We start from the raw sequence: 13948 nt of genomic DNA, 5'->3' as shown, positions 1-13948 counted from the left end.
GAGAGATATTACTAATGACTATTGAAAATAAAGCCGGTCGTACAGGCGGTCAGGTATTGGTTGATGCCTTATTGGTGAACGGTGTTGAAAGAGCTTTCTGTGTGCCTGGTGAAAGTTATTTAGCGGTATTAGATGCCTTACATGATGTAAAAGAAGAGATTGATTTAATTGTATGTCGCCAAGAAGGTGGTGCTGCTTATATGGCAGAAGCCTACGGCAAGCTTACGGGTAAACCCGGTATTTGTTTTGTTACACGTGGTCCTGGCGCTACAAATGCATCTGTGGGTATCCATACTGGATTTCAAGATTCAACGCCAATGATTTTGTTCATTGGACAAGTTGCTCGTGATCAAATGGATCGTGAAGCTTTCCAAGAAATTGATTACCGCCGAATGTTTGGTGAAATGGCTAAATGGATTGTTCAAGTCGATGATGCAAAGCGTTTACCTGAATTGATTAATCAAGCATTCTATCGTGCTATGAATGGTCGACCTGGTCCAGTAGTCATTGCATTACCAGAAGATATGTTGACAGATATTGTCGATGTTGCAGATGCTTTGCCTGCAAAACATATCGAACCATCAGCATCTAATGAAGAATTACTTGAATTACAACAATTAATTCAAGAGGCAGAAAAACCATTAGTGGTGTTAGGTGGTGGCGGTTGGAATGAAGCAGCAGTAGAAAATGTTCGCCAATTTATTCAAACCCAGAATTTGCCTGTCGCAGCGTCATTCCGTTGTCAGGATTTGGTGGATAATAAATTGCCACAATACATTGGTAATTTGGGATTGGCTGCAGGACCAGCACTACAAAACGCGGTTAAAAATTCAGATCTTTTAATCGTACTTGGTGCTCGATTGGGTGAAATGACCACTGGTGGTTATGCGCTAGTAGATATTCCAACACCAAAGCAAAAATTGGTGCACGTACATTTAGGTATTGAGGAGTTAGGTCGAGTTTATCAACCAACTTTGGGTATTAATGCGGGGATGCAGAAAATCAGTGCTCAGTTAGCAGCATTGCCAGCAATTAAACCATCATCTTTCAATACTCTAGTACAGTCATTGAATGAAGAATATTTGGAAGGTTGTACATTCCCAACGGCCCCTGGTCCAGTACAAATGGGTAAAATCATTGAATGGCTCAATGAACAATTACCACATGACAGCATCTTAACTTGCGGTGCTGGTAATTATACCGGATGGGTACATCGTGGTTATCAACACCGTAAATTCAGAACACTGCTCGGCCCAACCAATGGTTCTATGGGATATGGTGTGCCAGCAGCAGTTGCGGCAAAACTGACTTACCCAAAACGGACAGTAATAGCATTTGCTGGTGACGGATGCTTCTTGATGAATGGTCAAGAATTAGCTACAGCAGCGCATTATGGTGCGAATCTAGTGGTTATTGTTGTAAATAATGGAATGTACGGAACGATTCGTATGCATCAAGAGCGTTCATATCCTGGACGTGTCTCAGGTACAGAATTGTTTAATCCTGACTTTGCCGCATTTGCTGCTGCATTTGGTTTCCATTCAGAGACTGTGAATGAAACTGAACAGTTTGTCCCAGCATTTGAACGCTGCCAAAATTCAGGCCGACCTTCTCTAATTGAAATTCAGATTGATCCTGAAGCATTGACACCGAAAATGAGTTTAACGCAAATTCGTGAAAATGCACTCGCATCACGTTAAACAGAGCAGAGCACAGTGATACAGATCACTGTGCTATCCATAACGAACTTTGATGAGTGACTTGCAATAATGAAAGTTTCTAATACTTCTTTATTTAAAACACAATGTTTTATCGATGGTCAGTGGCGTGATGCAATTTCTGGTCTGAATGTTGATGTTCTCAATCCTGCAACACAGGAAAAAATTGGCACGATTCCAAATATGGGAACTGAGGAAACTAAGCTAGCGATTGAAGCTGCTGAACGTGCCTTGCCTGAATGGAGAAATCTAACAGCTCAAGACAGAGCGCGAAAACTTTTAGCTTGGCATAAATTAATTCTTGAGAATCAAGAAGATCTCGCGCAAATCATGACTGCAGAACAGGGCAAGCCTCTATTCGAGTCACGGGGTGAGATTAATTTTGCTGCATCTTACTTAGAATGGTTTGCAGAAGAAGGCAAGCGGATTTATGGAGATGTAATTCCAACTAATCAAAAAGGTCGTCGCCTGATTGTCACAAAAGAGCCTATTGGTGTTTGTGCTGCGATTACACCGTGGAATTTTCCATCTGCAATGATTACACGGAAGGCTGCACCTGCTTTAGCGGCTGGATGTACAATGGTATTAAAACCTGCCAGCCAAACCCCATATTCTGCATTAGCATTAGTCGCATTGGCAGAACAAGCAGGTATCCCTGCTGGTGTAATCAACGTTGTCACTGGTAAGTCCAGTGAAATAGGCGGTGAACTGACATCGAATCCTGTTGTTCGTAAATTATCGTTTACAGGGTCGACACCGATTGGTATTCAGCTCATGCGACAATGTGCTGAAACTATGAAAAAAGTCACCATGGAATTAGGTGGTAATGCACCATTTATTGTATTTAATGATGCCGATATTGATGCTGCGGTCGAAGGTGCTTTAATTGCAAAGTATCGTAATGCAGGACAAACATGTGTTTGTGCCAACCGCTTCTATGTACAAGAAGGTGTCTACGAGCAATTTGTCACAAAATTTGCTCACCGTATTGCTCAGTTATCTGTTGGAAATGGGATTGAAACTGAAACCATTATTGGTCCAATGATTGATGAAAAGGCAGCAAAAAACACGCAAATTTTAGTGGATGAGGCTGTCAATCAAGGGGCTGAAGTTTTAGTTGGCGGCAAACGACATTCATTAGGTGGTTCTTTCTTTGAGCCAACATTACTTACAAATGTGAATGTAGATATGCGAGTTGCCCGAGAAGAGATTTTTGGACCTGTGGCGCCAGTCTTCAAATTTACATCAGAACAGGATGTGATTGAAGCAGCCAATGATACTGAGTTTGGCTTAGCATGCTATATCTATTCGCGCGATGTTGGTCGAATTTGGAATGTATACGAAGCTCTAGAATATGGCATGGTCGGCGTTAATGTAGGCGTTCTGGCAACTGAGGTTGCTCCTTTTGGTGGAGTCAAATCTTCTGGTCTGGGACGAGAAGGTTCTAAATATGGTATTGAAGATTATATAGAAATCAAATATATGTGTTTAGGTCTCTAAATTTATCCGTAGCTAAACAATCAAAGTTTAAGCTGCGGTTTTTTTTACCTAAAATTTATATATTCAAAAATAAAATGTTGGCTATTAATAATTTTTATTTGATTGTGGCGAGATCACTTTTGAAAAAATCAGGGGTAATTATTCCTCATACAATTATTTGATGAATATAAATCGTAGGTTTTATAACCATCAAACAATTGGAGTATTGACTATGTTGAATAAAAATACTGAGAAATATAATCGTAAAAAGCGTATTGTGATTGTAGGTGGAGGAGCAGGTGGACTAGAACTTGCAACACGCCTAGGGAATCGTTTGGGCAAAAAAAATAAAGCCGAGATTATCTTGGTAGATGCTGCGCTCACGCATATTTGGAAACCACTTTTACATGAAGTGGCTTCAGGGACCCTAAATTCACATGACGATCAACTGAACTACTTTGCACATGCCAAGAAGAATAATTTTGAGTTTTATTTGGGAAAAATGATCAATATTGATCGGATCCATAAAACCATTCAACTGGAGGAATTAAGTTCGCATCAGGGGGAGACAATCGCACCCAGTCGTGCGCTTGCCTATGACGTTTTGGTGGTTTCCGTCGGTTCAACCTCCAATGATTTTAATACTGAAGGGGCGAAAGAGCATTGCGTGTGTTTAGATTCACGTGCACAAGCTGACTATTTGCAAAAAGAATTTTTAAATTTATATCTGCAAGCACAAGCCAATACCTTAATCGAAAATGAAAAGCCGAGTTTACTGAATATCGCCATTATTGGGGCGGGTGCTACGGGGGGCGAGTTAGCCGCCGAGTTGGATTTTGCCGCGCATCAATTCTGTAAGTATGGGTTGGATAGTATCAAACCAGACAATGTGCAGATTACTTTAATTGAGGCGGCTGATCGTGTCTTGCCTGCATTGAACAGCAAAATTTCTAGTTTGGCTGAGGAAGAGTTGCTCAATATGGGTATTCATGTACGAACCCAGAGCCGAGTGAAGAAAATTGATGAAATGCATATTTATTTTGAGGATGGCACACAATTACCCGCGGACTTAAAGGTCTGGTCAGCAGGCATTAAAGCACCTGATTTTTTAAAGAATATTGCTGACTTGGAAACCAATCGAATCAATCAGTTGATGGTTCAATCGACGTTGCAAACAACTCGTGATGCTTGCATTTTTGCGATGGGGGATTGTGCGAGTTATACCCCAGAGGGTAAGGACCGTCCTTTGGCACCACGTGCGCAAGTGGCGAATCAACAGGCCATATTTTTAGAAAAAGCGTTATCAGCTTATGTCATGGGGCAACCTCTGCCACAGTTCGTATTTAAAGACAAAGGATCCTTGGTGTCGTTAAGTGATCGAAATAGTGTGGGGCATGTCATGGGCAATATTAATATTGAAGGCTTTATCGCGCGCATGATGTATATGTCACTCTATCGGTTTCATCAAGTTGCCTTGCATGGATTATTTAAAACAGGAATTTTGATGTTAAAAGATGTTTTAGCTAAGTCTTCTCGACCTCAATTAAAAATGCACTGATAAATTGACTCTATTCGAGCAAGTTACGCTTTCTTGAAAAGGCTTAATATATTCCAAAAAGTTGACTTGTTATGCAAAAAACTCAGGATGTTTTAATCATTTCTGCTGGAGCAATATCTATTGCTTCATTAAAAATATTGATATGCTCAGCAATATATTGAAATTTAAATGATTAATTGATCTAGTTGATCTTTTAATTAGGCAGCACTGTAAAGAGTCATACAGTTGCCACCTTTAAGTAATATGAGGAGTCCTACATGGAACACATCGAACGTGAATCGATGGAGTTTGACGTCGTTATCGTAGGCGCAGGCCCCGCAGGTCTTTCTGCTGCGATCAAAATTCGTCAACTTGCGATTGAAAACAATTTATCTGATTTATCCGTTTGTGTGGTAGAAAAGGGCTCCGAAGTCGGTGCACATATTCTTTCGGGTGCTGTACTCGAACCACGTGCCATCAATGAACTCTTCCCGAACTGGAAAGAAGAAGGTGCGCCTTTAAATGTTCCTGTCACGGAAGATAAAACCTATTTCTTGATGTCGCCTGAAAAAGCACAGGAAGCGCCACATTGGATGGTGCCTAAAACCATGCACAATGATGGCAACTACGTGATTTCGTTAGGTAACGTGGTACGTTGGTTAGGTCAAAAAGCCGAAGAGCTTGAAGTTTCAATCTTCCCAGGCTTTGCTGCAGCTGAAGTGCTTTACCATGCCGATGGTACGGTAAAAGGTATTCAAACCGGTGACATGGGGATTGGTAAAGATGGCGAACCGACGCACAACTTTACACCGGGTTATGAACTGCATGCCAAATACACCATTTTTGCTGAAGGCTGTCGTGGTCATTTAGGTAAGCGTCTGATTGCCAAGTTCGATTTGGATAAAGATGCTGATCCACAACACTATGGGATCGGGATTAAAGAGCTTTGGGAAATTGATCCAGCAAAACACAAACCCGGTTTGGTGATGCACGGTGCGGGTTGGCCTTTAAGTGAAACAGGCTCTTCTGGCGGTTGGTGGTTATATCACGCTGAAAACAACCAAGTCACTTTGGGGATGATCGTGGACTTGTCGTACGAAAATCCACACATGTATCCATTCGCAGAAATGCAACGCTGGAAAACCCATCCACTGGTGAAACAGTATTTGGAAGGTGGCAAGCGTATTTCTTATGGCGCACGTGCCGTAGTAAAAGGTGGTTTCAACTCACTGCCTAAATTCACTTTCCCAGGTGGTTCTTTAATTGGGGATGATGCAGGTTTTTTAAACTTCGCGAAAATCAAAGGCTCTCACACCGCCATGAAATCTGGCATGTTGTGTGGCGAAGCGGTATTTGAAGCGATTCAGGCTGGTGTGGAAAAAGGTGGTGATCTGGCGATTGCCCGTGTCACTGAAGGTGAAGACTTCTTCGCGAAAGAACTCACAGCCTATACTGACAAATTCAACAACAGCTGGTTAAAAGAAGAGTTATACAACGCACGTAACTTTGGCCCTGCGATGCACAAGTTTGGTCAATGGATAGGGGGTGCATTCAACTTCATCGACCAAAACGTGTTTAAAGTGCCATTTACACTACATGACTTAGCCCCTGACTTTAGCGCGCTAAAAACAGTAGATGCGGCAACCTTTAAGCCAAACTATCCAAAACCAGATGGCAAGTTAACTTTTGACCGTTTGTCTTCAGTTTTTGTTTCGAACACCGTGCATGAAGAAAACCAACCTGCACATTTGAAACTGACTGATGCATCAATTCCAGTGAACGTGAACTTACCAAAATGGGACGAGCCTGCACAGCGCTACTGCCCAGCTGGTGTTTACGAGATTATGGAAAATGATGATGGTTCGAAGCGTTTCCAGATTAATGCAGCGAACTGTGTTCACTGTAAGACTTGTGACATTAAAGATCCATCACAGAACATTACATGGGTAACTCCTGAGGGTGGCGGTGGTCCAAACTACCCAAATATGTAATGCTTAATTAGCTTGCATAAGCCTCTAAAATAATTGATTATTTTAGAGGCTTTTTTATATTTATTAGATTATGAAATACAAATTAGAAGCAGAATATAAATCATTAGATCCATTTGAAATTGAATTGCCTAATTTTGTAATTTTGACAGGGATTAACGGTGTAGGTAAAACACAAATACTTCAATCTCTTGAGAATGGACATTCCAATATTGTCATTGATGGAGTATCAACTCCTCCTAATAAAATTAAATACATTGAAAAATTAATGCCTGTAAGTGACCTCAACCCAATTCACAGAAATTATGATAATTATCGACATCATCATGAAGAAGACCCTTTGTTTATTGGTTATTTTCGTATCTTTGAGTTTCAAGACCAACATCAAAAGCTTCCTGAAAATCTTGAAGAATTGGAAAAATTTACGAACTCGACATATGGAAATCCAAATTTAAGTACTAAACAATTCCAAAAGCTTAAATCCTTTATTGAAAATTCCCCAGAGAGAATAACTGATCCTAAATTACTCAAAGAAAGTATCCCTCATGGTTATCACCCAACTACACATGATATTTTCGCTCAAAATTTTTCTACTATATTTGATAATTATCAAAAACTAGAATTCCAAAATTTATGGAGTGAATTCTTAAAAAAATGTAAAGGTAAAGATGTTTCATATTTAACAACAGATGAATTCACCCAAGCTTATGGTTATTCACCTTGGCAAATCATAAACGATATTCTCAAATCAGCCTCAATGGACTACGAATTCAAAGTTCCTGAAGACTATGATCCCAATATTACCTATGAATCTAAATTTTTAAAAAAAGATACTAAAACTGAAGTCAAAATTTCTGAGCTATCTTCAGGAGAAAAAATTCTTATCGCATTAGCATTTGCACTGTATAACAATGACCATGTAACTCAATTACCTAAAATATTACTGTTAGATGAAACCGATGCTTCACTACATCCATCAATGTCTAAACAATATCTACATATTCTAAAAAATGTTTTCGTAAAAGATTTAGGCATTAAAGTCATTATTACAACACATTCACCAAGCACTGTTGCCTTAGCAGATGAACAAGATATTTTCGTAGTTGAAAATTCGGAACAGCGAATTAGAAAATGTAGCAAAGACGAAGCATTATCTGTTTTAACTGCTGGGGTTCCATCTTTTAGTGTCAATTATGAAAATCGAAAACAAGTTTTTTTAGAAAGTCATTATGATGTAATGTATTACGAAAGAATCTATGACATTTTAAATACTAACAATGATCTAAAAAAGGAGATATCTCTTAACTTTATATCTTCAGGAGACTCCAGAACAGATAAAAATGGTGATCCAGTTGCAAATTGCTCACAGGTAATTCATATCACAAATACAATGCGTAAGTTCGGCAATAAAAGCTGTTTTGGAATTATAGATTGGGACATGACAAATTCCGATGAAGATGGATTATTTGTTCATGCTCTAAACGAACAATATAGTATAGAAAATTGTTTGCTTAACCCTTTATACCTTGGATTATTGATTCTAAGTACAAAAACAGGTTCTCATAGTGAAATTGATCATAGTTTTCGTAATTTAGATCAATTTAATCAAAATACACTGAACAATATTCATAATTGGATCTTAGAGAAAATTCACTCACAATTTGATACTTCTAATACAAATACTACCGCTATAACTCTTAACAATGGATTAGTCATTAATACCCCTCAATGGTTCACAAATCATCAAGGACATGAATTAGAAGAAAAAATTTTAAAGAAAATCCCTGAATTAAATGCTTTAAAACGTAGAAAGGAAGAAGCTTTAAAGCTAGAAATCATACATAAAGTATTTGAGGATTTACCTGAATTAATTCCGTTAAGTATAAAAACCACATTCCAGAGAATTCAAAATTCATAAATATGCATCCCTGCCAAGTGCAGGGATTTTTTATATCTGATCAAAAAGCCTTAGCCTTTTTTCACCAAATAATGAAACTCTTTATTGCCATTTTCGTCTAAGCGTTCTTCTTGCAACAACAGCTCATGCCCCAAATGCATACAAAATTTAGGAATATCCCACGAGGTCGAATTGTCTGTTGCAAAGACCTCTACCACATCCCCAGATTTAGATTTACGAATGGCTTGATGCAACATCATCACAGGTTCAGGGCAACGTAATCCACGGGTATTTAATTGCAGGGTCGGGGTAACAGAGGATTCAGACATCTAGACACGCTTCATAAATTTTCAGCGCTATTCTAACATAAACTCGAAATGACACAGCAACACCTCCCCGCTTATCTGTTTAGCAAGCAAACCATAAACTCGAAGTTTAAACCCATTTAGTTCAGTAAAAGATGACGATAACATTCATATTTTGCAGTACTTTTTGCATAGACATCTGCATTTTCTAAGGTATGATGAAAATAATTTTTTTCATATCTAGAGTCTTTAGGAAAGATCATGCACGATGAATCCAGCCCGTCGTGGGGCATGCGTGGCTTAAGAAAGTGGTTAGGAACTGCACCAGAAACTCGCGACGAATTGCTCAAACTCGTACAAGATTCACGTCGTTTTTTAGAGCCTGATACGGTTGCGATGCTTGAAGGTGTATTCGATCTTCCTGCGACTAAAATCCGCGAAGTCATGACGCCGCGCACAGCCATGATCAGCCTGCAAGAAGATGATGAATTACTCGATATTTTGCATGTCTTGATTGAATCAGCGCACTCACGCTTTCCCGTGTTTTCATCCGATCAACCCGATAATGTGGTCGGCATTTTGTTGGCGAAAGATTTACTGCCTTTCTTGACCGAAAAAGCCAGCAAAGTCGATATTCGCGTACTCATGCGTCAGCCACTATTTGTCCCTGAAAGTGCGCGCTCTGACCAGGTGTTACGTATGCTAAAAAACACTCAGACACATATTGCTGTGGTGATTGATGAATATGGCACCACATCAGGTTTGGTCACGCTGGAAGATATTCTGGAAGAGATTGTCGGTGAAATTGAAGATGAACACGACATGGTCGATGAAGAAGCGTCCTATATTGTGCCTGATGATGATCCGAAAACTGCCAATACTTGGTTGGTGCAGGCACTTACACCAATCGAACACTTTAACAATCTTTTAGATGCTGATTTTCCTGATGATGAAGTAGAAACTATGGGCGGTTTGTTGCTTCAAGAAATTGGTTTAGTGAGCGATTTACAAGGTCAAGTGATTGAAATTGGCGATTGGGAATTTACCATTGTAGAAGCAGATGCACGTACTATTCATCTGATTCGAGCTGTCCTTAAATGAGAACATACTTTCATGCGCTGTTAACGTCTTCACAACAACAAAAACAGCTCCCCATGATTTTCCCTTTGATTATTTCCCTTTGTTCGGGTGCCATGTTAAGTTTTGCATTGGCACCTTACTATTATTGGTGGATTGCCCTACTTTCCCCTGCCTTACTCTATGCCTGTTTGCGCCAACGTTCAGCCAAACATGCCTTTTTCATTGGTTGGAGTTATGGCTTTGGGCTATGGTTTGTTGGTGCTTTTTGGCTCTACACCTCCATTCATGTCTACGGCGATACCAGTGCTGTGCTCAGTGTACTCATGATTGCCATTATGGCACTGGCAATGGGACTCTTCACCGCACTACAAACGTGGATATATCGCAGATTTTTTCCAGAAACACCACTTACCTTTGCTCCGCTTTGGGTATTCTTTGAATGGGCGAAAACCTGGGTATTTACTGGTTTCCCTTGGTTGTTTGTCGGCTATGCGTTTACCGAACGCTTCCTCGACGGCTATGCTCCACTGTTTGGGGTATTCGGGGTGTCTTTCGTCGTCATCCTCTTGGCCTGCGCGATTGTGGAAATCCTCAACAAACGTCTATTCTGGTTGGTTCCTTCTCTGATTTTACTGCTCGGGGCTTGGGGGGCTGCACAACTTCAGTTCGTTCAACCCAAAAAGGAAAAACCACTTTCGGTTTCTCTGATTCAGGGCAATATTCCACAAGACCTGAAATGGCTGACCGAATACCAAACCCAAACCTTAATGATCTATGCAGGACTCAGTCGTAGTGAATGGGGACGTGATTTAATCGTTTGGCCAGAATCTTCCATTCCAATGTTCCAAACCGACATTCAGCCATTTTTAGATGCCATGAAAGTCCAAGCTCAAAAAACGGGGACGGGATGGGTCACAGGAATTCCTTATTGGGATTTAAAAGCATCTCAGCAACAAGGTAGCCCGATGTTCTATAACAGCATCATGGCTTTGGGCAGTCAATCCGAAGGACTGTATAAAAAACAACGTTTGGTGCCGTTTGGTGAATATATTCCCTTATCCGGTATGCTCAGTTGGGTATTGCCCGCCTTACAAAATGACCCTGCTATGAGTGGTTTCTCACGTGGTGCATCCGATCAGCAACCCTTACATATCAAACAGCATAATTTAGCCGCAGCAATTTGCTATGAAGTGGCTTATCCAAATCTGACGCGACGGAATGCCAGCAACAGCGACTTCCTTGTGACCGTTTCCAATGATGCGTGGTTTACAGGTACGGCAGGCCCTTGGCAACATTTACAAATGGTGCAAATGCGTGCCAAAGAGAATGGGCGTTGGTTTATTCGTGCCACCAATACAGGCATCACGGCTTTCATTGATCATCAAGGGCATATTGTGCGCCAAGCACCAATTGATCAACGCGTGGTACTGCGTGGGGACTTACCTGCAATGCAAGGTCAGACACTCTACACTCGTCTAAGTGACTGGCCAATCCTCGGATTTTCAGCACTACTGTTGATTATGGGTTGGTTCTTCCGCCCACGAAAAGTTGATGTTTCCTTTAAAAGCAGACGCTAATAAAAAAGGGAGATTTTGAAATCTCCCTTTTTGATTCTGATATTGAATCAAACTTCAGAAATCTAAAATCAATTAAAACATTGAAGCAAACTGACTCGCGAAATAAGCGACCAAGCTAGATAAAAACAGCATTGGTACATAACGATAGGCAGAAAAGATTTTTTGCTCAATGGCAGAATTCAAACTTTGCGACTGCCACACGGTTGCTTTGAGCGCACTCATAAAACATACCACTAACCACGCACTCATGACACTCAAGGCAAAAAAGCCAATCATAATCTGGCTACTGCCTTCGGTACCTTGCCATAAAGTCACTGCCCCATTCATCATCGGCAATACTGTTAAAATCAATAGAACAGATTTCAGCATCGCCCAATGAAATTGGGTGATTTCATCTGATAAAACGAATGCTTTCATTCTATTCCCCATCACATTTTTGTTCTTAAAATCATTATGCTAGGTTTTTTTTAAATAAAAAGTTTATTTATCTACATACTTGACAAATTTTGTAAACATTACGGTTAAGAATAATTCTTATTATAACTCTCAAAAACCATTTATTATATTTATATATTTAAATTCAAATACTTGAATTTAAATATATAAACAAGAAAGATTATCACTTTATTTATAATTGAGTCATTCAATAAAATAAAGTGATAATTTTCATCGATTAACTTAGGCGATATTGCTTAAGGCTGATAATAAATATCGGCATCAGTCCCTTCACCACCTTCTTTTCCATCGGCACCAAACGAATATAAATCGAAAGCACGACCTTCAGCACCAGGGCTAATGTACTGAATATCATTTTCCCAACTGTCTTTTGGATAGCCACCTTTGACATAGCCCCCTTGCATCCAGTTTTTTGCCGACGCCGGTTGATTCACTAAGGCATCCAGACCACCATCTTGCATAGACGGGTATTTGCCATTATCTAACTTATATTGATCCAGCGCACCTGCGACACCCTTTAAGGTAATCACTGTGGTATCCACTTTGGCTTTTTCACCACGCCCCATGACATTCGGTACTATCAGCGCAGCCAACACGCCTAAAATAACAATCACCACCATCACTTCAATTAAAGTAAAACCTGATTGTTTGGTTTGATATTTACTCACTTGCATTCAACCACTCTCTCTTCCATCTTTATATTCTTTAAATCATATTGTTCATATTAACGATTGGCAGCATCACTGCAATCACAATCACCAATACAATACTGGCCATGAGCACCAACATTAGTGGTTCAAGTAATGCCAATAAAGTCGAAATCAGGGTCGTGACCTCTCGATCTTGCATGGTAGCAGCACGCTCTAACATGCGATCTAATTCACCTGAGGCTTCGCCACTTTTGATCATTTGTACCATCATCGGGGGGAAATAACCACTGCGCTCCAGTTGAGTGGCCAAGTTGCCCCCTTCTGTGACTTTTTCAGCCGCCAAATCGACCGAATCCCGAATCACCCAGTTATTGCTGACCGCAGCGCCAATGCGTAATGCATCCACCAGCGGCACACCCGACTTGGTTAGAATAGACAAGGTACTGGCAAACCGTGCTGCATTAATACCACGTGATAATTTACCAAATAATGGCAATTTGAGCGTTAAACGATCAAAAGCATAATGCCCTGCGGTACTCTTTAAGAACCGTAAAAGGAACACGATCGCCAACACCGTTGCAATAATTAAAAATGGCCAAGCCACGCGAATAAAAGCACTGGCTTTCATCAGTGTAACGGTAATCCAAGGTAAAGCATCTTTATTTTGATCGAAAGTTTTGACAATATCGGGAACCACGTAGGTCATCAAGCCCATCACAATCGCAAAAGACATCAGCATTAAAATAATTGGGTAGATCATGGCGCCTTGAATTTTCTTTTGCATAGCAAAGCGATTCTCGGTGTAATCTGCCAATTGCTCCAAAATCAAATCCAGATGACCTGAACGCTCGCCTGCCGCAATCGTCGCACGGTACAGTTCAGGAAAACGCCCAGATTGCTGCAAGGCATTGGCTAAAGAGTGTCCTTCCAAAACTTTGGAACGAACGGACAGAATTAATTGTTGCACATGGGCTTTTTCACTTTGTTTAGCAACCGCTCGTAAAGCTTCTTCTAGCGGAATCGCCGCAGCAACCAACACCGCCAATTGGCGGGTAAAAAGAGCTAAATCATAGGCAGTGATCTTTTTTTGAAACCAGCGTGATCCTTGCTGTTTGGCTTTATGTTCTACAGGATCGACACTAATCGGGATGAGCGATTTCTCACGTAATTGCTGGCGGATTTGTCGTGCCGAATCACCTTCTAGCACGCCTTTTTGCTGCTTCCCTAAAGCGTCAATGGCGGTAAATTGATATGCAGGCAT

Annotated in this window: 11 protein-coding genes; 7 read left to right on the top strand and 4 right to left on the bottom strand. The window is 40.5% G+C overall.

Annotated features, from left to right (window positions below; translation table 11 throughout):
- The first annotated feature begins 14 nt into the window (after positions 1–14).
- The 5 genes from E0H94_RS00925 to E0H94_RS00905 all read left to right on the top strand — a co-directional run bounded on the left by E0H94_RS00925 (position 15) and on the right by E0H94_RS00905 (position 8640).
- Positions 15–1700, top strand: a complete 1686-nt coding sequence (locus tag E0H94_RS00925) for a thiamine pyrophosphate-binding protein (RefSeq protein WP_131324680.1) — start codon at positions 15–17, stop codon at positions 1698–1700.
- A 66-nt stretch (positions 1701–1766) separates the two neighbouring features.
- Complete coding sequence (locus E0H94_RS00920; RefSeq protein WP_264757537.1) at positions 1767–3218, top strand: NAD-dependent succinate-semialdehyde dehydrogenase; 1452 nt, start codon at positions 1767–1769, stop codon at positions 3216–3218.
- Positions 3219–3429: 211 nt separating this feature from the next.
- Positions 3430–4755, top strand: coding sequence for an NAD(P)/FAD-dependent oxidoreductase (locus E0H94_RS00915; protein WP_131324676.1), 1326 nt, complete (start codon positions 3430–3432; stop codon positions 4753–4755).
- 257 nt (positions 4756–5012) lie between these two features.
- A complete protein-coding gene (locus E0H94_RS00910; RefSeq protein ID WP_131324674.1) occupies positions 5013–6725 on the top strand; it encodes an electron transfer flavoprotein-ubiquinone oxidoreductase in 1713 nt (570 codons plus the stop codon).
- Positions 6726–6795: 70 nt separating this feature from the next.
- Positions 6796–8640 (top strand): AAA family ATPase, encoded by a 1845-nt coding sequence (locus E0H94_RS00905; protein ID WP_131324672.1) that lies wholly within the window; start codon positions 6796–6798, stop codon positions 8638–8640.
- Between the two features lie 50 nt (positions 8641–8690).
- On the opposite strand, the gene tusA is transcribed toward E0H94_RS00905, so the two are convergent.
- Positions 8691–8948 (bottom strand): sulfurtransferase TusA, encoded by a 258-nt coding sequence (tusA, locus tag E0H94_RS00900; RefSeq protein WP_016168359.1) that lies wholly within the window; start codon positions 8946–8948, stop codon positions 8691–8693.
- Between the two features lie 237 nt (positions 8949–9185).
- On the opposite strand from tusA, the gene E0H94_RS00895 reads away from it, so the two are divergent.
- On the top strand, positions 9186–10025 hold the full coding sequence (locus E0H94_RS00895; RefSeq protein ID WP_131264064.1) for an HlyC/CorC family transporter: 840 nt from the start codon (positions 9186–9188) through the stop codon (positions 10023–10025).
- A complete protein-coding gene (gene lnt / locus E0H94_RS00890) occupies positions 10022–11581 on the top strand; it encodes an apolipoprotein N-acyltransferase (protein WP_131324670.1) in 1560 nt (519 codons plus the stop codon). Before E0H94_RS00895 ends, lnt begins: the two co-directional genes overlap by 4 nt.
- A 72-nt stretch (positions 11582–11653) precedes the next feature.
- On the opposite strand, the gene E0H94_RS00885 is transcribed toward lnt, so the two are convergent.
- The 3 genes from E0H94_RS00885 to gspF form a co-directional block, all read right to left on the bottom strand.
- Positions 11654–11998 carry a hypothetical protein gene (locus E0H94_RS00885; RefSeq protein ID WP_131324668.1) on the bottom strand — a complete coding sequence of 115 codons (345 nt, stop codon included), beginning with the start codon at positions 11996–11998 and terminating at the stop codon, positions 11654–11656.
- 275 nt (positions 11999–12273) lie between these two features.
- Entirely contained in the window at positions 12274–12711 is a 438-nt protein-coding gene (gene gspG, locus E0H94_RS00880; protein ID WP_131324666.1) for a type II secretion system major pseudopilin GspG, read from the bottom strand.
- 31 nt (positions 12712–12742) lie between these two features.
- On the bottom strand, positions 12743–13948 hold the full coding sequence (gspF, locus tag E0H94_RS00875) for a type II secretion system inner membrane protein GspF (protein WP_131324665.1): 1206 nt from the start codon (positions 13946–13948) through the stop codon (positions 12743–12745).

The organism is Acinetobacter sp. ANC 4173 (genome assembly GCF_004331255.1).
GTDB lineage: Bacteria > Pseudomonadota > Gammaproteobacteria > Pseudomonadales > Moraxellaceae > Acinetobacter.
This window is presented reverse-complemented; position numbering and strand designations above follow the sequence as displayed.

What these genes read in the sequence shown, in the direction of transcription:
- E0H94_RS00895 (WP_131264064.1), top strand. Translation starts at nt 9,186, where the DNA reads ATGCACGATGAATCCAGCCCGTCGTGGGGCATGCGTGGCTTAAGAAAG.
- gspG (WP_131324666.1), bottom strand. Translation starts at nt 12,711, where the DNA reads ATGCAAGTGAGTAAATATCAAACCAAACAATCAGGTTTTACTTTAATT.
- E0H94_RS00885 (WP_131324668.1), bottom strand. Translation starts at nt 11,998, where the DNA reads ATGAAAGCATTCGTTTTATCAGATGAAATCACCCAATTTCATTGGGCG.
- tusA (WP_016168359.1), bottom strand. Translation starts at nt 8,948, where the DNA reads ATGTCTGAATCCTCTGTTACCCCGACCCTGCAATTAAATACCCGTGGA.
- E0H94_RS00915 (WP_131324676.1), top strand. Translation starts at nt 3,430, where the DNA reads ATGTTGAATAAAAATACTGAGAAATATAATCGTAAAAAGCGTATTGTG.
- E0H94_RS00905 (WP_131324672.1), top strand. Translation starts at nt 6,796, where the DNA reads ATGAAATACAAATTAGAAGCAGAATATAAATCATTAGATCCATTTGAA.
- lnt (WP_131324670.1), top strand. Translation starts at nt 10,022, where the DNA reads ATGAGAACATACTTTCATGCGCTGTTAACGTCTTCACAACAACAAAAA.
- gspF (WP_131324665.1), bottom strand. Translation starts at nt 13,948, where the DNA reads ATGCCTGCATATCAATTTACCGCCATTGACGCTTTAGGGAAGCAGCAA.
- E0H94_RS00910 (WP_131324674.1), top strand. Translation starts at nt 5,013, where the DNA reads ATGGAACACATCGAACGTGAATCGATGGAGTTTGACGTCGTTATCGTA.
- E0H94_RS00925 (WP_131324680.1), top strand. Translation starts at nt 15, where the DNA reads ATGACTATTGAAAATAAAGCCGGTCGTACAGGCGGTCAGGTATTGGTT.